The organism is Paenibacillus ginsengarvi, assembly GCF_003626695.1.
GTDB classification, from domain to species: Bacteria; Bacillota; Bacilli; order Paenibacillales; family NBRC-103111; genus Paenibacillus_AB; species Paenibacillus_AB ginsengarvi.
In genome coordinates this window covers 1-19,110 of record NZ_RBAH01000050.1, presented here as the reverse complement: position 1 = coordinate 19,110, position 19,110 = coordinate 1, and the positions used below count along the sequence as shown (strand labels likewise).

The following is a 19,110-nucleotide window of genomic DNA, read 5'->3' as shown; positions in this document are numbered from 1 at the left end:
AATCTAGTAGCTTAAACCAATACCATCATACTTAACATTACGGATTCGATCTTCAACTCCACTCTCCGCTTTACCACTATTTGTGATACGGTTCACCGCGAATGATCTTATACTATCCTGCCATTTCACTTAATAAAAACAAGGAGCAGCTGCCGCGGCAAGCTGCTCCTTGTTTCGTTCAACTATCGTCTTCGTTAGTTCAATCTTGGGTTGCCTACTTACCCCGTCTTTTAAAATAAGCTGACATAGTCTGTAAGTAGTCTTGAAGCTTAATGGGATCATCAGAAAAGTTATAAGTATGACTCATTTCCCCCTTTTTTGATACTGCATACGCACCAAGCATACGCCTTACCCAGTCTTGTTCAGGAATCTCAATTTCAGGGTTATAAAAAAAGAACCAACAGCATTCCGCTTCTAGTACGGAATTCTGTAAGTAGGGCGTATGGGGATCCTTAGCATATCGTGATAAGTCCTTCTGAGCGGCTTCCATTGCCATTCGTGTTGTTTCTTCTAATGTGATTGTCGGAATATATTTGTTTACAGACTCGCCAAATAAATATTGACCAATAGGAGCTATCTGCTGCTCTGCTCTAATTGTAATTGTTCCGCTATCCATAACACTAAGTGAAGAAAAGTTATTGGTTTCGTTCTTAATAATATCTACAAAACAATAGTTGCTATCTGAAACAGCTTCCGAATAAAAAAGTTTGCAACCTGTCTGCACAATATTAAGAGCTCTCCCATGAATAATTGGGGGTTCATTATTCGTACTTGGGCTTATAGAATGAACGGAGAAGACTGGGATTCTTTCCATAACTATTACTCTCCTTTTGTGACCCAACATGCAAAAAAATACATAGTCTTTCGTGGATTGATTGCACTTTCTTGCCCCGTGACTCCATCGCCGCGCTATCGTAACGAGTTATTATTAGTATCCGCTCTATATACTTAGCTCCTTTCTCGGTAAACTCCACTAATCTCCCTCTATGGAGAATCACATTTCTCTTAAATGCTCATGTTTTCTTAGAATTTGACCAAGTTCTCGACAATGCAGATAACATTACAGTGGAATGAAGTTGAAGATGAAGTAATTTATGGGACTATCGAAAGTGCAAAAAGTACTCACCTAGACCACCTTCTGTAAAATGTGGTTACTTCGGTAAAGTATGGTTGCACCTATGGATCTCCACATGGGCTCATGGCGGTCAACCCTCCCACATCTCGCAGAGTCTACGCTCCCACATTCCTTCATTCAACCTGTCCATGAGGTGGAGGTCGGATATGCTGCCCGACAGGATCTTCGTCCGTATGTTAACGTCGTTCCGACTCATCCGTGCTTCGTTATCTTCCGTTTGTTTCGGTCATCATCATTGAAATATGTTCATCTAAGCTGCTTGCGGTAATTCTGCGAATCGAGGGATATCCTGAATCATTTTTTCTTCATTGAACTCATGTCTCTTTTTCAATATCCCAAAAAAGACTCGAATGAGTTTGTTACACAAAGCATGAGAGATTGCATCTTTTTCAACGGATTAATCGGCCGCTTGGTGTAATACTCGTGCAGGGCCCGAAAGGCAGAGTTCTTGGCGACAAGCGGCATCATCACTCTAAAAAGTAATGCGCGAAGACGTTTCCGGCCTCTCTTGGTTATCTTGGTCTGTCCGGCGTGTTTGCCTGATGAATTTGTCTTCAAATTCAATCCAGCCAGTTTCGTAATCTGCTTGGGATGACGGTACTGACTGATGTCACCTACCTCAGCAAGAAATCCTGCGATGGTGTCCCTGCCCACCCCTTTCATGGCCAGCAGTTGCTGTACATGTGGAATCTGTCCGAGCAGCTCATCTAGTGTAAACTCCAATTCTTCGAGCTTGCTCTGAAACCATTCGTACTGGGTTAGTAATAACTTCAGCTCCATCTTTGCTAACTCCGAACCACTTCGTATACCTACAGAACGCCTCGCTGCTTCCTTCAGATTCTTGATACGACCTAGGCCAAGCCCTCGCTTTGCAGCTTCTCTCAGGTGCTGCAGCAAGATTTCATCCGGCACGTGAATAAGCTCGTGCGGCAGTAAATAAAGGCTCAGCATCTGGATGGCAGACTTGCACTCCCAATCCTTAAATACCGTTAGAAACTCTGGAAAATACCGATCGAGCCAGTTATGGACACGAGCTTGCACAACGCAAAGGTCAGTCGTCAGGTGATCGCGAATTTTCATCGCTTCCCTCAGTTCGGCATAAACGCCCTGAGGAAGGCTCGGTACGGCGTATCTCCCATCTTTGACCAGTTGTGCAATGACTTTCGCATCCTTTATGTCATTTTTTGTTGGCGAATTGTCGTCTAATTCTTTGCTTTTCTTCACGTGTAGTGGATTTACAACACCGTACGTAACTTGCTTTTCTCTAAGAAAATGAGCGAGGTTCAGCCAGTAATGACCGGTAGGCTCCATGCCTACTATGACGTTTGGCAGGCCTCGTTCCGTTGCAATCTTCAGGAACCAACCCACAAACAACTCGAATCCTTTCTGGGTGTTTTCAAACGTAATTGGCTTCCCGAACTCGACTCCGCTGTTGTCTTGGGCTCGAGCCACATGTTTGAATTTTGCGATGTCTACACCGACAATTAAAGTTGAAGAAGTGATTTGATTAATTCGTTCATTTTGAGTAGAATGCATTTTGTAGTCTCCTTGGTTTGTTTTTGGATCCGTTAGCTGGCCAGCGTCGTGGACCCATAAACATCATACCAAGGAGTCTTTTTGTTTCTCAAACCTCGTATTTCTTCATAATAGGAATGCTGCCCGTTAGCGCAACGACGGCAGCCGAACATTTTGGTCGGTTGCCGTAGCGTGACGATTGAGCTATCGTGTTCCGTTTTGTGAAATCTAAAATGATTTTTGTTAACAGATAACTTACTTGGTAACATGTGGTATAATATGCGCATTAGGAGGTGTTTCTTTGATGTTATCTGGTTTTATAAGCATGTTACTCATTATTCTATTTCTCATCCTTTTGATTTTTGGACTTATACAGTGTAGAAACCATTCATTTACAGCAGGGTTTTATTTTTTTCTTATCCTCATTATGAATAAAATTTTATCTTTTTTTTACTCCCCCTATATTGCTAAATACATCGATTCACTGCATGAAAGTAATACTCAACCTCCATTGGGTATGACGATTGGAGAACTGGTTAGTTGGTTTTCATTAATACCTACAATAATAGAACTCATTGCTTTCGCCATTTTAATTATCGGACTATATACTTTGTGGAAATCTAAAGCTCAATCTTCAAAATCGACCTCATAAATTGAGATCTTTTTATGTACAATTGGATTATTAACACCACAATACCCACCCGTTAGGTGAGCGAGGCAGCCGATCGATTCGACGGCTGCCTTGTTATGTCGTAACATTGAGCTCTCGTCTCCGTTTAGCTTAACAATCAAAGGGAGAAATGTTTGTTCAATTTTCACATTGTAGCCATACGTTCGTTTTATGGTTCTTAACTTCACCGTAACAATTATAGAGCGAAAGCGAAAGGGCACCCGATCAAGTACCCTTCTTATTGGTCCGTTTAACCGTATCGTTCTTTAGATGTCTTAGTTTCTCGGGATTTACTACGGAATAAATGGTCTGAATTTGATTATTATTAAAAGCAAACGAATAGATATATTGAATGTCTTCGCTTAAGATAACACGAATCCCCGGCAGTCCATTCACAGTAAGGAAAGCGAAGCTGTATTTCCCCTCATACATCTTCAACAGGTTCTGATGCAGCTTGATGACTTGATCTATACCGACAACCGGAAGCTGCGCTGCCCTGACTTTGCCTCCGCCATCCGAATAGAACACCACGCTTTCGCTTACCAATTCAAGCAGCTTCGTTGTATTCCCTTGCATGAGAGAATTAACGAAATCTTTGACTTTCTCTTCGGCCACCGAGATCGATGGGGTCGGATCCGGATCGAAATGGATACTCTTTTGAGCGCGATGGAAGATTTGGCGGCAATTCGCGCTACTTTTTCCAATCGTTCCGGCAATCTCGTCGAATGAATAGTGAAAAATCTCCCGGAGTAAAAATACGGCTCTCTCCACCGCGTTCAGTTGTTGCAGGAGCAACAGATAAGCCGTTGATATTGATTCACGTTGCAAATAGGCTTGGGAGGGATCTGTGTCCAGTGCCCCATTGTCAATCAAAGGCTCCGGAAGCCAAGGTCCAATGTATAGTTCCCGTTTATGTGCAGATGAACGTAGAAGGTCTAGACAGCGATTCGTCACGACTTTATACAGAAAGGCTCTTTCATTAAGAATAGCTGCCGAGTCCGGCAATTGATCATAAGCGAGGAACGCTTCCTGTACGATGTCTTCAGCATCCATGACACTCCCCAGCATTCGATAAGCTAACGAAAAAAGCGGAATTCGATACGTTTTATACAATATTTCTATGTGCATTTTCGGGCTTCCTCTCCGAATACTCGAGGGCGAGTACGCACTGTATCGCTCTTTTGGCGCTAGCCGTCGCGGCATCGACCAGAAGTTCGCCGTGCGATGCCCATTCTCCGGCCACATATAATCCGGATATCTCCGGGACAGCCGGCCCTGGCTGATGCTGGCGTCTCATATGCAAGAAATCATGGCAGACCGTCACATGCGGAAGATACTGCTTCGCAACCAGTTCGTCCCGCCAACCCGGTTGTACTAAGTCTAAGGTTTGTTCTAAATCTTGTAGATCCTTATCCGGATTTTTCTTCTCTCCTTGATACTTGATCACGGATATGACTTGGGCGCCATCATCGCTCAGATAGGCCGCGCGGGATTGGTTACTGAGAAAGATCGTTTGATCGATCCCGTAAACAAATTGCTGTTTCGGTTTCGGTAGACGTCGCAAAGCGACATCCAAACAAGCGGCAGTGATCTCGATGGCCTGTTCTCTCCAAGCATGAAGCGCGGTTGCTTCCGCGTTCAGCACCAATTGATGGGCGACGGCAGGAGGGGCGGTGAGGATGATATGTTTCGCCTCGACTAGCGTACCATCTTCGCATCTAACATGCTGTACGGCTCCATCTCGGTGCTCGGTGGCAACGACTTTGCTGCTCGTCAACATCCTTACCCCATGTTTAACTGCAATTTCTCTAAGTTCATCTATTATGGCCCCCCACCCTCGATCCAGGTACAACACACCTTGAAGAGAATGTTGGAGTTGCTGCAATACCGGACCGGCAGCCTGCATGTCTGGAGCTACCACATAGCTTGCCGTACGCAGCAAAGCGTAGAATACATTCCGTACCATGGGATCATGCAAATTGCTTTCAATCCATTCGCGCAAACTGATTTGATCATAGCGATGGGTATCTAGCTTTCCAAATTTCGCGAGCCAAGAGGCAAGCTCCATCTTGCCTTTCCAAGATAAGAGAGGGGTTGTGAGCAGAGATTTAACGCTCATAGGCATCGTAAGCAATTTCCCCTTCCATATCCCATACCCATCGATCGAAGGTTGATTTCCTTGCAGACTCAGACCCAATTCACGAAACGTTGCAAGCGCATCTCCATGATACAAGGCATGCCCGCCTAAGTTAAAGTAAGCCCCCTTCTTCTTATTGGAAACAGCCCGACCTCCCAAGCGATCCTGTTTTTCAATCACAATCGTTTGTTTTCCCGCTTTTGCTGCATAGATGGCTGCTGTTAACCCCGCTACTCCTCCACCCACAACTGCGATGTCATATTTTTGCATCGTCATCATCCCTTTCGATTTGGTACCCGTATGACGGGGAAGGGAGGCGGAATGTGACAGAATTAAAAAGAAATTGTGGAGAGCTAAAAAACGGCGAAGAAGCGAAAGCAACCCGCAAACAAAATTCGCCCTATTACTATGCTGCCCGTTATTTCAATAACATCGATCAGGTGCTGCCCTCGCGGCAGCTCCACACTATCGTCTCCGCTTTTTCAATAAACATCAAGAGGAGCTGTCCTTGCGGCAGCTCCACGCTATCGTCTCCGTCCCTCAGTATTAAGGGCTTAACTCACATATGCTCACTCATTCGCAGGATTTCATCATCCTGAAAGGCAGTCTTCGGAAGGAAATAAGGTATGAGCCCCGAGAGGTCGCTGTTTTGGGCATGCGGAAATAGAAGAACCGTCTGGAACAATTCCCTAAGGGTTTGGTTGCTTTTAGTCTTTCCGAGACTGCAAGATGATCATCAATTGTCATACGTTGTTGTCCAGGCACCCAGTTATCATCCATCGAAGCTTCAAAAATGCTACACATTAAGGCTCGATCTATTGCTTCATGATTAGATAATCCAGAACCCGTTTTCCGTCTCATTCTTTCACTTTCCACTGCCTGTAGCAACATGCGCCGCATAGTTTCGACCCCTTGTCATATAATTCTTGGCCCGGAAGTCTGCCCTACTTCGTGTAATATATCATTTGTTACTATCATCTGGAATACTGCTGGAGCAAGACAACCATTAATCACAGCAACTTGTTAATCTTTCCGTATGATCTTTTTTATCCAATCTTTTCGTTTTCCCTTCGATCTTGGATAAGCTCTTTTTGTGATTTATCTTTGAGTGGTTGTGGTCTAGGTGAAAATGGAACGACCTGTTTTTTTTCTTTCATTTATCTCGATCCTTTGATTAGGAGGTGATGACTCATAGCTAAGCTAGGGGATTCTCGGTTCAACGAGTCCGCTAATACGGCGCTCTCCTCATCGGGATTCGCCTTCAGTGATCGATGTTTTCCTTTTTTTCCAATTTTTATTATCCTTATAGGCAAACACTATAATCGTCTTCCGAGCGCTTATCGATTCCCACACCGCAAAGGACGATACCTTCCCGGCCCCTTGCTGGAAAGTCCCTCGCTTTGCTCTAACGCACTTTGGCGCCGGGCGTCAGCGTGATGTTGCTGCGGGAAGGCTGTTTGAGTCCGTTCTCGGTCAAATATTGATCGACGATTTTATCGGCCTGAATCGTGCTCGTCAGTAGCCAATCGGCGTAGAGATCGCCGAACTTCTCGAAGAACCATTCGCTCGTATACTGACTGAAGCTTCCGAACAGCCGGTAGATCTGGCCGACCGTATTCGTGCGGGTGACCCCGCTATCGTCGACCCACGTTACCTTTTGGTTCAGATCGACTTGCCGGATATCCTCTATCTTCGTGCTCATAATTGAGCCGTTAAGCTTGAAATAAATGTGAACGGCCCCTTCGTACTGATGACCCACTAGCAAGTTCCAGCCAGCCATATCGCCGTCGGCAGGCACGGCGTACATGCCGCTTCCGGCTTCCGCCTGTGCGGGCTGATCGGGCTGCTGGGGCGGCTCAGCCGTCTCGACGGCTGGAGCTGTTGTCTGGATTGCCCCCGGCGGGATTTTGCCGATGTAGGCCGTCGACGTAGGGGCGTCAAAGACTAGCTCCAGTTCCAGAATATCGGCCACGGCCCGCAGCGGAACGTAGGTGCGCCCGTTATACAGCAAATTGCTGGTTTTAACCTTCTCCAAGTTTACCATTAGCGTAATTGCATCGAATACGACCGGAATTGATTCCGTTCTCTTAGGCTCTAGCACGTCATCCTTCGCGTTATCCGTCTGTGCGGCGGGAATGCCCGGTTCTTTTTGACCTGCAGGCACGAAGCCGATATTGGCGACTTTCTCCTTTGGGTAGAACGCGACAGGCAGGTTGTACATCATTTCTGCCAGGTTACGAATTGGCACATACGTCGTCCCGTCATACAAAATCGTGTTTCCCGTCGCCTCTTTGCCATCGACTTTGATATGAATTTCGTTGAAAACGACCGGAATCGTTTTCGAGTTTTCCGCCATAGTCGCCCCGGGCAGCAGAAGCGCTGCCGCCGTCACGCATCCGACGATCCATTTTTTCAACATGATTTTCTTCTCTCCTTCGTTATTGTCCTTGTACAAAATCAGACCTTAAAACGAATACGAATTATCAATAGAGCTCCCGAATACGCAGATACGGCTCCGACTTGTACGGATCTTTTTGTACTCTTCGACAAATTACGAGTTCGCAGTGGGAACATTTTACCACATTGATAGTCATTTTTTATAGAGGAAATTCCATATATTTCAATAAATTTTACCAGGCTGCTGAACGGAATCATCAGTAGCATACCCGGCCAGAGACGATATCGCCAAGTCTGAAGGATAGGAGTACTGCTTTCTCACGCTCAGTCTTGCCATGATATTCGGTCTGTATCTATAGATTTGAGCCACGCAGTTTGGTTACAAGCTATTATCCCTTGGTTATCTGACAAAAAGGTACAAAACAATTGAAACGATCACTTTCTATGGAAAGTTTTTTATGATGGTATACAATGCAATATCAGATTTGACACAAAAGAAAAAGCCCCCTCGCAATACTCAAGGGGAATAAGCAGAAGGTTCTTAACGAGTGACACGTTAAGAACCTAGTGAGTGAATAATAGCCCGTGGCAAGGGGTCAGGCCTGCCTTGGCTTGCTCAGTATACGCTCCTACGTATTGGATGATTATACGTGGGAGTGCTGAAAGATTACTATTAGCATATGGTATTAACCTGATCGGTAGAACTGATCCCTCACCCTTCGGTACGATATTCCTTTGTTGAACCTCCACACCTTTGAAAGGGTGGGATTTTAGCTAGCTTACGCTGCTATATTGCGTCATCTTTATTTCATCCTCATCACTTTTCTGAATTTGTCGATAGTTTGTGATGATGTGCAATTCGTTGAAACTGCTCGGGCGTGCATCCGAATTTCTGCTTGAACAGGCGGCTGAAATGCGACAGGTGCTTGTAGCCTACCGTGTAGCAGATGTCAGAAACGGAGACTTTATTGTCCATCATAAACAAGATTTTGGCTTGATTCAGACGGCGGTTTTTTAAGTAGATGAAGATCGTCATACCGGTGACTTCTTTAAATATTTTGGCCATGTATGTTTTATTCAAAAATAGCGCGCTTTCCAGAAGCTCCATGTGCAGCTCTTCGGAATAATGCTCCTCCAGATAGGTCAGCATACGCTGCACGTGTAGCTCCTTTTCGGTCATTTTGCGTATCGACTGACCGGTTGTGGGGCAAAACGGCTGGATGTAATAGAGCAGGTCGAGCAGGGCAAGCAGAAACCGTCGGAAAGAGACCGCATCGTTCTGTTGATACAGGCCATTCATTTTATGCAGATGTTGCTCAACCTCGGTTCTCGATTCGCCCTCCAGGTGAATAATATGGTTGCCAAGTTGTCCGATCGTTTCGAAAGCGCTTGTAAAAATCGAGTCGTTCAGCACTTCGCGCAAATAAGAGGGATCGAAGTGCATATTCGTGCGCAAATAATGATGAGGGCCGGGATTGGCACTGTGTAGCGTCATACCGTTCATCAAAATAAGGTCCCCGGGGCTCAGCACATGAATATGGCTGCCTATAATATACGTGCAGCGCCCTTGATGAAAGTAGTAAAGTTCATATTCTCTGTGCGTGTGGAAATTCATTCCCCACCGGGTATCGAACCGGTAAGCGAAGCGAACAGGCAGCATCATGGGATGAGCGAGCATGAAAGGGACCTCCTTTCGTCGCAGTAAATCCTTTCTCCTGAGTCAAGAACGATTTACTCTAATGATTACCATATCATATCGTTATTGAATTTCTCTACTAGAAACTGACGTAACAGCAGAACGAGAGTTAAATGACGGGCCATAACAGCAGAATGGCGTGCAAAATGAAATCCGGAATACTTAATACAATGAAAGAGGCGTAAGCAAATATTGCCATTTTGTCAAACGATCCGGAAAAAAGTGGGGGTTATGCGATTATGAAAAGGTTTACATCGAAAGTATTAACGGTTATGTTGTTCTCCACCTCATTGATTGGCTGTGCGCAAAATAATGAAACTGGTTCGACGCCCGAACATAAGACCAACACGGAACCTAAAACGATAACGGTATACCGATACGGGGTTAATTTGACGGACGAGGAATTTCAAAAGTTTTTTGTTGAGCCCGTCAAAAAGAAATATCCGCACATTACTTTACAGATGATCGTGCAGGATAAAGGGAAGAACCCGGAAGACCTGCTTGCGGCGGGAACTTTCCCGGACATCATTTTTACGAGCAACAACACGTTTCAGGCGTTTAAAGATTTAAAGGTTGTACAAAGTTTAGATGAAATGATCAAGAAAGATAGCACCGAATTGAAAAAAGTACAGCCGGTCATTATGGATTCTTTCCGCGAGTATGGCGATCGCGGAGAGTTGGTCGCTCTTCCGTTCTCGATAAACGTAGCAGCCCTGCTGTACAATAAAGATCTTTTCAATAAATTTGGCGTAGAATATCCGAAAGATTTGATGACATGGGATGAAACCATTGCTCTGGCACGGAAACTTATGAGAAACGAAGGCGGCGTGCAATATGCCGGATTCGATTCGACTGGAGCGTCCTTGATCGCTACACAGCTGTCGCTTCCGTTCGTCGATCCGAAAACGAATAAATCCATGATCGACTCCCCGGAGTGGATTAAAGTTTATAAATTAATCAATGAATTTTATCGAATGCAGGGTTTCAACGATCTCAAGCAGATCGGAAGGGAAGCTTTCATCACGGATCAAACGATTGCGATGCTGCCACTTTGGGCCGATAACTTTACCGGCAGGTTTGAAACCGAATACAAGAAAGGCACGCTGACATTAAACTGGGACATGGTTGCCCTACCCAACTTCCCTGAGGCGTTAGGCACAGGCAGGGAGGCCAACGTGCATGCGATGATGTTGTCCAGCCTGAGCAATAATAAGGATGACGCATTGAAGGTAATGACGTATATGCTGTCCGATGAAGTACAGACCGCTATTGCCAAATCAGGCAGATTTTCTACGCTTGAAGGCACCGAATTCGAGAAAGTGTTCGGAGCTGAATTGGAAAGTTTGAAAGGGAAACATATCGAAGCTTTCTTTAAAGCGAAACCGAGAAAAATTCATACTCCGACGAAATACGATCAAACGATCGTGAGAGGCCTTACGGATGCCGCAGCTGAAGAGCTTCGGAAAACGAACAAAGATATCAATACGCTTGTGCGGGAATATAAAGAAAAGGCGGATAAAGCGATTGCCGAGGCGATCGAAAAATCGAAATGAAGTCAACATTAATCTTATAGGAACGCTGGTGGGAGCTGCTAGTGCGGCTCCTTCTTTTCGCTTGTAAAAGTAACGAGATTGAAGCTCTTCTACGAGCGCACCCCACTACAGTAAGAAAAATAGTCAACTTACCACCTATAATGGTGTCATACCAACTCAACTAGGACTTTAGATGTTTCGTCTCAAGGCAAAGCCGAGGTCCGAACTCAACTCTCTCAGGACTTCAGCAAAGCATGAAGCGGACAAACCTCCTGGCGGGAAACAATCAGCAACCGGTATATGGCATGAGTTCGACATACATACGCGGAACGCGCGATCCCAATGACGTCAATACTTCCTGCGAGATCGTTCCGATCTGAACGGCCATCCGATCGATGGTGATCGATTTCCCGCCGTTTTCGCCGAGCAGGGTAACACGGGTCCCGACTGGGTAATACGAGGGCAGCTTGACCATACATTGATTCATGCAAATATTACCGATTAAGTTCGCCCATTGACCATCAACAAGTGCGGACATGCCAGAGCAGCGCCGCGACAATCCATGAGCATAACCGATCGGGAGCGTGGCGACCCATTGTTCTTCTGTTGCAGTATATGTCCGGTCGTAACCAATGCTTTCCCCCTTGCGGATCTGTTTCACTTGTAGGATACGGGCATGCAGCGAAAATGTAGGCGCAAGACGAAGCCCGATCGGGCCTTCAGCCCCCTCATCCAACGGTACAATCCCGAATAGGGATGCGCCGACCCGTACCATGTCTAAAGCCAGTTCCGGAAACCGCAAAGCAGCCGCGCTTCCCGCGCAATGGACCACAGCATGCGGGAATCCCGCCTTTCGCAGAATGCTGCATAAACCGGAGAAGCGCCGAAATTGTTCTTGAACAAAACTGTCGTCCGCCTGATTGGCCGTTGCCAAGTGTGTATAAATGCCTTCCACGATCAAATCGTCCACCTTCAGCATGGTCAGCATTCGCCTGAGCTCGCGGTCGTCGCGGATACCAAACCTTCCCATGCCAGAATCGATTTTCAAATGGATGCGCAAAGGTAGCCGGGTCGTTTTGCAATGCTTTGCCTCTCTCAGCCACTCTTCCGACACAACCGGCAGAGAAATGCCGTTTTCCGCAGCAATATCAACTTCGTTTGGGGAACAAGGTGTCAAAACAAGGATTGGTCCCCGGATCGAAGCGCCGCGTAGTAGGAGCGCTTCCTTCAGCGCACCGACGGCCAGTGCATCCGCTCCAGCCATGATTGCGGATCGGGCGGTTTCGAGAAGCCCGTGACCATATCCATCCGCTTTCAAAACAGCCATGAAGGCGCAGTCTGGAGGCAGTAGGCGCCGAATCGCGTGAATATTACTTTCCAGCCGGTCGAGATGGATTTCAGCCCAAACGTCGGCTTTCGGCTTGCAAACGATCAAGACGACCATGCCTCCTTGTTACGAAGCGCTTCGATAATCCTCTCCAATTGCAGTACCCGAGAGCCTTTAATGAGCAGCAAGCTGTCGTCCAGCTCCTCCTTGTTTAAGCGTGCGATCGCTTCTTCTTTATCCGCACACGCGACCACCCGGTCACCAGGGAATCGCCGGGCCGCTTCTTCGGCAATATAGGCTCCGGAAGCTCCCACGGTGATGACCAGATCAATCCGTTCAGGATCGAGTTCGGCACCGATGGACCGGTGTAGCTGCTCCGATTCTTCCCCGAGCTCCACCATGTCGCCGAGCAGTGCAATTTTCCGTCTTGGCTTTCGAAAATCGTACAATGTCTGAAGCGCGGCGCGAACACTACTTGGATTAGATTTGTAGGTGTCGTTCAGGATAAGGTATCTGCCGACCCGAACGACTTCATTTCGCATGCCGCTTAACGTCGCGTCATATAATCCTTCACGGATCAGCTGTTCCGGAACGCCAAGGTGCCGCGCCACTGCAATCGCACCGAGTGCATTCACCATTTGATGCCGGCCGTGAATCGGAGACGCGAATTTTTCAGGCACTTGTTCGTCCAAAACAAAAGCGAACCCATTATCGTCAGCCCGCCAGTGAATCGGGTGGAGGTCATTCGAAGGCTGTACCCCATAAGATACGGTTTTACCGCGATACCCGACACGATCGATGCCTTCGACAAGTTGAGGATAATCGCCACAATAGGCGAGGAGCCCGCCTGGCCGCAATCCTTGAACCAATTCCAGCTTGGCCTGCACGATGCGATCTCGGGTACCCAAGTCGCCTAGATGCACCTCGCTGACACTTGTAATGACCGCTGCATCCGGTCCCGCGATGGCCGACAGCGCTGCAATTTCGCCAATTGCCGACATGCCCATCTCTATGACCGCGATCTCGGTTTCTTCGTCCATCCCGAGCAACGTGAGTGGTACACCCAGATGATTGTTCAGGTTGCCGTTCGTTTTGTGCGTCCGGAACGTTGTTGATAGAAGCGCCGCCAGCAAATCTTTGGTCGACGTCTTGCCGTTGCTGCCGGTTATGCCTATCACACTCACCGCGAGCTGACGGCGGTATTCCTTCGCCAACCGCTGCAAGGCGGCCAGTGTATCCTCCACTTCGATAATGGCCGGATGGTCCGGTCGATCGGGCTCGCCTTGTGCCCAGAGGGCCGCCACCGCCCCCCTCTCGAGCGCGTCCTTGACGTACTGATGCCCATTGAATCGCAGCCCGCGGATCGGGACGAATAACGAACCTGGGGTAAGGTTTCGGGTATCCGTGCAAACTCCTCGTATAAGAAGGTCGGCCACATAACCGCTCGATTCCGCACCGGCCATTGCCGCCAGTTGTGAAATGGTACGCGTAATCATGCCTCCACCCTCCCCTCAAACCAAATTTGTTTAGCCTGATACCGCTGAAACGCGAACTCGATCAATTCGTCCAGCAGTCCCTCGAACGTACGCTGACCGTCAAAAGTAAGCATCGCCGGGAACATGCTGTTCTCAGTAAAACCGGGCAATGTGTTTACTTCGTTGAGATATATAACGTTATCGTCTGTGACGAAAAAATCGACACGCATCAGTCCCGCTCCGTCAAGCGTCCGGAATGCCCGCAGCGCCATTGTCCGCAAACGAATGTATACGCCCTCGTCCAAACGAGCGGGGATCCGCATCGTCAGTTTGCCACTACCGTATTTCCGCTCATAGCTGAAAAAATTACGTTCGCGTTCAAACTCTCCGGCTTCCGAGCAGAAAAGCTCGTTCCAACCAAGTATTGCCAGCTGAATTTCCCTTCCGTCTATTTCTTGTTCCACTGCAATTTTGCGATCATAGCGAAATGCATCCTGGACGGCATGCGCAAGCTGCAGCCGGTTCTCGCAGCGGTTAATCCCGATGCTCGAACCCATCGAAGCCGGCTTTACAAAGCAAGGGTAGCCGATCGATTCTTCGATCTCTCGTATAATTGCTTCCTCGTTCTCATTCCATTCGAAAGAGTTAATAGCCATATAAGGGGCTTGAGGAATGCCTGCCTGTTCCATAAGCCGCTTTGTCATAATTTTATCCATTCCTGCTGCCGAGGCGAATACCCCGTTACCGACGTATGGCACGTTTAGCATGTCCAGCATGCCCTGTAGAGTGCCGTCTTCGCCATTTGGCCCGTGAAGCACTGGAAACACGACGTGACTGCCGCGATCTTCGTTATACCATTGTTTCAAAATGCCGCTCATCGGTGCTGCTTCATCTACGGAAAAGCGAATATTGTGGGAATGCTCCACCTCTCCGATCAACTCGTCACCTCCGCGCCATCTGCCTTCCGGATCGATATAGATCGGGAATACACGATAACGTTCCCGGTCGAGCCGGTTGATGACGGCCAGCGCCGATTTGAGCGACACGTCGTGTTCTGGCGATTGTCCTCCATACATGACATAAACGTTTGTTCTCATTATGTTCCCGCCTATCCTTGTAAGATGTCTCAAGTATGAAAGACAACTCTTAAGAAAATTGGGCTCCAATTTTAAAGAAAAGCTTATCAATTCCGTAAGGATCGGCATTAACTCTTAACTAAAACAAAAAACCTCTTGCTTTCGCAAAAGGCGATGTTTTATTGAAATAGAAAGTTTATCCAAGTGCGAACACAACTCTAGCCGGCTGCCGTTGTGTATATTTTTAACTATCGTCTCCGTCCCTCAGTATTAAGGGCTTAACTCACATATGCTCACTCATTCGCAGGATTTCATCATCCTGAAAGGCAGTCTTCGGAAGGAAATAAGGTATGAGCCCCGAGAGGTCGCTGTTTTGGGCATGCGGAAATAGAAGAACCGTCTGGAACAATTCCCCAAGGGTTTTCTACTGCACGCATTCTCCACAAGATCCCTGGAAGTTTACCATCCCACGGCTCGACGGGTCTATGCCCTTACATTCCTTCGTTACACTTATCCAAGGTGTGGAGACCGATAGCGTTTAGTTGATGGGTCTATGCCCTTATCGGAGACGAACTGAACTCGGTCCTCCGTGCTTTCTTTGTTTTGAAATCCTACGAATGAGTCAGTTTACGTTTTCGTTAATTCCCTTTCTATGATGCTTGTACGTACGAGCAGACTGTTTTTTCAGGGGTGAACGGGCTTCCGTTCTGAACCATACCGACAAGGATTCGCGCCAGTTTCCCCAGTACTTTGAATACGGATTGCTGCTTGCTCATGTGCTTAACCTGAACATTGTTTTCATGCAGTTGCCGGAAGACAGGATTGGTTCCTACCAAAGTAAGTGTGGCTAGATACATATATTTTCGTAGTTTAGCATCTCCGCGTTTTAGCCTCTCCAAGTAGCCCGCCCCGTTTCATATTCACCGTTTACACCCTCTCCATGCGTTCGCGCAGCAGCTCGAGCCGATCGTCGTTGGGGGATACACAGTATCCGTTTTCCACAAAAATGCAATGTCCAGCTCCGTTGGAAGTAAACTCGTCACGCTCATACCTTCATCCTCCACTACTCAAGAATTGTCAGCCATATCTCTATCTTAGTGCGGATAACAGTTTCCGTCTTTACCTGGATCCATCTTGAATTTAACGGTTTTCGTCATCAGGCAACCTTCTGGCGCAAGTCCTATATTCAATTGGAGATAGGCCGGTTCCCCTTTTAAAATAAACACTGAAAGCATGAACCGGGGAACTTGAAGACATTCCTGATTAATAAAATCGCCAGCGATGTGGCGATTTTGGATCAATAGCGTACGTGACTTAAATATGTTTTGTTCGTCAGTCATTCCCGCTTTCTTCAGTCGCCTTCAATGTCACGGAATTCATGAACCCATACTTTAGCTTGAGGAATCCATGGCATCCCCTTATGCAGAGATAAAATGTACGCTTTATACGACTCCATTTCGGGAAACCCTTCTCTTCTGGCATCCTCATCAGACATATCCCCCAGCATTTGCTGGTACACATTGTATACTTCGAATTTTTTCCCGCCATGCTCCATGATCTCGCCAGGGTCGGCGTACCGGCCGTTTCGTCGGGTTGCTGTTTTAGCTCCGTTCAATACTTTCGCGACATCCTCTTTTACCGTTACAAGTCGATCGATAGAACATGTTTTTGGCGGCAATGCTTCAGACATTGGATACGCTCCTCTCCCTTTTGACTCACCGATATTGTAGACAACAATTATGAACAGAAAATGAATGGAGCATTACAATTAACGAGATGGATCATACGTTATCGTAATCCCAGTTCATGAAATCGGACCCCCTTTCAGCAATTGCTCAAGCTCGCAAATTTGATCCGCATAACGTGTGATAGCTTTAATGGTGTACAAACCGGAGATCGTAGGCTGGTTATACCCCGGTTCAGTCGCATATATCGATGCAGCTGCCCCCTAATACGGCGAATGCGGAGACCTTTCCCAGCTATCACACCACACACGGCAGCGAGGCAGGCAAGAAGGACAAGAACGAAGCGGTGGCGAGCGGTTGCAACCCTGCGTATATTCTTTCAGAATTCTTTCATTGGGCTCTGTTACACTTCATAGGAGAAAATTCTGCTATACATTTATGGTTGAATCGTTAGTGGTTGTCTATGAGTTGACACCGTTGATTGAGGTGATCGGTGGCATGCTGATGCTGACAAGCCCAAGCAACGTGACGCTGTACTACCCGTATGGATTATCGCCGTTATCCCATTCTTTCGGACGAGGTGCGCACTAAAATCTACGAAATACTACGATATGAGAATATACAAACTGTAAAAGATGTTCTATTTAAAGAAGGCGGCAAATTTATTCTTAAAGGGGTCGAGAAATTTATTTCGAGATGATGGTTTGCATGATCTAGGAAAATCAAACGAAATTCAGGCTTTCTTAGATTAAGGGGGAGGCGACTAACCTATGGACCAAAGAATTATTGACATAATCAAAATTGTGGAGCAACTAGGACTACCAAGGGAAAGAGTTTTTGTAGTAATAATACATGATCCTATCAGAGCCCTGCAAGGGCCTGACGGCAGCCCGGAACAAATCCGGATCCGTCCTTCAACGGCTTTCGAATAAATGGATTCAATGCGGCACCGCCGGCCGACCGCCATCCTGCCAGTGGCAAGCTGCTCCATATAGTTGAACTAATGTCTCCGTTAGTGCAGCGATGATTAAATTGCTACATTGGTATTTACAAAGACGATTGAATCATAGTTTCTTTTCAAAGCGGCAACCAGTTATTATCTCATACCCTATATCCTGATAAATCCAATACCACGCCGCTTTGCCGTTGATCTTACTACAATGATACAAATTTCCCCATAACGACTTACCTCACGAATATTTTCCCTTATTCGAAAGACCAGCGTAGCTAAAACCTCCGAATATGTTTCATACACAAATATGGTATCAGTACTGCTTTCTTCTACCATCTTCAGTCGGTTATTCATATCATCAAGCGAGATATGTTCACCACTCAATTCTTCCATCAGGATGAAAGAACAGGAATATCATTTTGGTTAGTTTTCCGATTGACATAGGTCGTATGAATACACCACCATCTGTTTCAACTAACGAAACTACATGCCAAGAAGTGGAACAATTAAACTATATCACAAATAACTTTTCCATTATTCTGCCCGTTAGCGCAACGACGGCAACCGAACATTTGGCGGGCTGCCGTCGCGGACGATGGAGCGATCGTTATCCGTTTAGTTGAGTCATTGCTACTTGCGGTCAACAAAATAATTTATCTCAACATTTTTTCATCTCCAAGATGAGCAATTTGAGTTAATTCCCAGGGTTTATTACCTTCTCTATAATAAGCAGCAAAATAAGTTTTATTGGTTTCGATTAAATTCCAAACCATTGGATCTTTAATCATGATTTTAATTGCAATTTTTTTTGTCGAGTTATTCGGATCGTAAGCCACAATCCAAGCATCTTTGTAATCATCTGAATAATCTTTTTCAACCACCGTAATCTGGGATGATGCTGATGTTTTAAGTTCTCCGAACGAACAACCTACAATAAAGAGCATAAACGCCATTGTTATTAAGGTAATTCTTTTCATACCTCACCCCCCATTGGTTTACGTAACCAGGGCTTAGGAAGTTGCGTTTAACTGCCCAATAGCTTAATAAAAAGAGGAGCAGCTGCATGTGGCAAAGCTGCTCCCTATAGTTGAACTAATGTCTCCGTTAGCGCAATCAATCAAGTTTGTTTACTCATTCAATTTGGCCTTTTGAATCACATCAATGATGAATGGATGTTTGGCATTTGTATAAGCAGCCCTATCATTACGATACTTTTCTGCAAGTTCTTTTTTCAATTGATTGTATTGTTTTAGTACATCGGGATGGGTTCTTAAATAATCCCTGAATAAAATATTGTTTGTCCACTCTTCGCTTCCATAATTGTATATATGCAAATGATGCGTTCCTGCTCTCCATTGACCTTTTCTAAAGAATCTTCTGTTAGGGCACTAGCGTTGCAAAGAAGTTAACATGAAAAATACAATCTCTTGTATTTACTATATCTGTTAAATTATGATGTGTTTTCATGGCCCAAATAAAAAAAATCTCCTATTGTAAAAAGGTAGGCGTGTTA

The 19,110-nt window shown here is 46.2% G+C and carries 12 protein-coding genes and 2 pseudogenes; 1 reads left to right on the top strand and 13 read right to left on the bottom strand.

What is annotated here, in order from left to right; all coding sequences use genetic code 11:
• Positions 1–214: 214 nt before the first annotated feature.
• The 6 genes and pseudogenes from D7M11_RS35120 to D7M11_RS35090 form a co-directional block, all read right to left on the bottom strand.
• Positions 215–814: a hypothetical protein gene (locus tag D7M11_RS35120; RefSeq protein ID WP_120751933.1), complete on the bottom strand. Its 600-nt coding sequence runs from the start codon at positions 812–814 to the stop codon at positions 215–217.
• Positions 815–1,385: 571 nt separating this feature from the next.
• A pseudogene (locus D7M11_RS35115) lies at positions 1,386–2,671 on the bottom strand (IS110 family RNA-guided transposase).
• Between the two features lie 874 nt (positions 2,672–3,545).
• Positions 3,546–4,448, bottom strand: coding sequence for an RNA polymerase sigma factor SigJ (gene sigJ / locus D7M11_RS35105; protein WP_120751931.1), 903 nt, complete (start codon positions 4,446–4,448; stop codon positions 3,546–3,548).
• Positions 4,426–5,736: a phytoene desaturase family protein gene (locus tag D7M11_RS35100; protein ID WP_275671765.1), complete on the bottom strand. Its 1,311-nt coding sequence runs from the start codon at positions 5,734–5,736 to the stop codon at positions 4,426–4,428. The genes sigJ and D7M11_RS35100 overlap by 23 nt, the downstream gene beginning before the upstream one ends.
• Positions 5,737–6,862: 1,126 nt before the next feature.
• On the bottom strand, positions 6,863–7,876 hold the full coding sequence (locus tag D7M11_RS35095; RefSeq protein WP_120751929.1) for a hypothetical protein: 1,014 nt from the start codon (positions 7,874–7,876) through the stop codon (positions 6,863–6,865).
• Positions 7,877–8,671: 795 nt separating this feature from the next.
• Positions 8,672–9,532, bottom strand: a complete 861-nt coding sequence (locus D7M11_RS35090) for a helix-turn-helix transcriptional regulator (protein ID WP_120751928.1) — start codon at positions 9,530–9,532, stop codon at positions 8,672–8,674.
• A 257-nt stretch (positions 9,533–9,789) separates the two neighbouring features.
• Here D7M11_RS35090 and D7M11_RS35085 point away from each other — a divergent pair, with 257 nt between their 5' ends.
• The gene (locus D7M11_RS35085; protein WP_120751927.1) at positions 9,790–11,103 is read left to right on the top strand and encodes an ABC transporter substrate-binding protein; all 1,314 of its coding nucleotides are present in this window, start codon (positions 9,790–9,792) and stop codon (positions 11,101–11,103) included.
• Positions 11,104–11,368: 265 nt separating this feature from the next.
• Here the strand turns inward: D7M11_RS35085 and alr are convergent, their stop codons facing one another.
• From alr to D7M11_RS35040, 7 genes and pseudogenes are all read right to left on the bottom strand, one after another.
• The gene (alr, locus tag D7M11_RS35080) at positions 11,369–12,517 is read right to left on the bottom strand and encodes an alanine racemase (protein WP_158607008.1); all 1,149 of its coding nucleotides are present in this window, start codon (positions 12,515–12,517) and stop codon (positions 11,369–11,371) included.
• A complete protein-coding gene (locus D7M11_RS35075; RefSeq protein WP_120751925.1) occupies positions 12,514–13,905 on the bottom strand; it encodes a UDP-N-acetylmuramoyl-tripeptide--D-alanyl-D-alanine ligase in 1,392 nt (463 codons plus the stop codon). The genes alr and D7M11_RS35075 overlap by 4 nt, the downstream gene beginning before the upstream one ends.
• Complete coding sequence (locus D7M11_RS35070) at positions 13,902–14,981, bottom strand: D-alanine--D-alanine ligase family protein (RefSeq protein ID WP_120751924.1); 1,080 nt, start codon at positions 14,979–14,981, stop codon at positions 13,902–13,904. The genes D7M11_RS35075 and D7M11_RS35070 overlap by 4 nt, the downstream gene beginning before the upstream one ends.
• Before the next feature lie 1,073 nt (positions 14,982–16,054).
• A complete protein-coding gene (locus D7M11_RS35060; RefSeq protein WP_120751923.1) occupies positions 16,055–16,300 on the bottom strand; it encodes a hypothetical protein in 246 nt (81 codons plus the stop codon).
• 11 nt (positions 16,301–16,311) lie between these two features.
• Positions 16,312–16,650, bottom strand: a complete 339-nt coding sequence (locus D7M11_RS35055) for an ASCH domain-containing protein (RefSeq protein WP_120751922.1) — start codon at positions 16,648–16,650, stop codon at positions 16,312–16,314.
• Positions 16,651–18,250: 1,600 nt separating this feature from the next.
• On the bottom strand, positions 18,251–18,574 hold the full coding sequence (locus D7M11_RS35045) for a hypothetical protein (RefSeq protein WP_120751921.1): 324 nt from the start codon (positions 18,572–18,574) through the stop codon (positions 18,251–18,253).
• Positions 18,575–18,724: 150 nt separating this feature from the next.
• A pseudogene (locus D7M11_RS35040) lies at positions 18,725–18,982 on the bottom strand (GrpB family protein); the annotation flags it as partial.
• Between the last annotated feature and the right edge of the window lie 128 nt (positions 18,983–19,110).

What these genes read in the sequence shown, in the direction of transcription:
- D7M11_RS35120 (WP_120751933.1), bottom strand. Translation starts at nt 814, where the DNA reads ATGGAAAGAATCCCAGTCTTCTCCGTTCATTCTATAAGCCCAAGTACG.
- sigJ (WP_120751931.1), bottom strand. Translation starts at nt 4,448, where the DNA reads ATGCACATAGAAATATTGTATAAAACGTATCGAATTCCGCTTTTTTCG.
- D7M11_RS35100 (WP_275671765.1), bottom strand. Translation starts at nt 5,736, where the DNA reads ATGATGACGATGCAAAAATATGACATCGCAGTTGTGGGTGGAGGAGTA.
- D7M11_RS35095 (WP_120751929.1), bottom strand. Translation starts at nt 7,876, where the DNA reads ATGTTGAAAAAATGGATCGTCGGATGCGTGACGGCGGCAGCGCTTCTG.
- D7M11_RS35090 (WP_120751928.1), bottom strand. Translation starts at nt 9,532, where the DNA reads ATGCTCGCTCATCCCATGATGCTGCCTGTTCGCTTCGCTTACCGGTTC.
- D7M11_RS35085 (WP_120751927.1), top strand. Translation starts at nt 9,790, where the DNA reads ATGAAAAGGTTTACATCGAAAGTATTAACGGTTATGTTGTTCTCCACC.
- D7M11_RS35075 (WP_120751925.1), bottom strand. Translation starts at nt 13,905, where the DNA reads ATGATTACGCGTACCATTTCACAACTGGCGGCAATGGCCGGTGCGGAA.
- D7M11_RS35070 (WP_120751924.1), bottom strand. Translation starts at nt 14,981, where the DNA reads ATGAGAACAAACGTTTATGTCATGTATGGAGGACAATCGCCAGAACAC.
- D7M11_RS35060 (WP_120751923.1), bottom strand. Translation starts at nt 16,300, where the DNA reads ATGACTGACGAACAAAACATATTTAAGTCACGTACGCTATTGATCCAA.
- D7M11_RS35055 (WP_120751922.1), bottom strand. Translation starts at nt 16,650, where the DNA reads ATGTCTGAAGCATTGCCGCCAAAAACATGTTCTATCGATCGACTTGTA.
- D7M11_RS35045 (WP_120751921.1), bottom strand. Translation starts at nt 18,574, where the DNA reads ATGAAAAGAATTACCTTAATAACAATGGCGTTTATGCTCTTTATTGTA.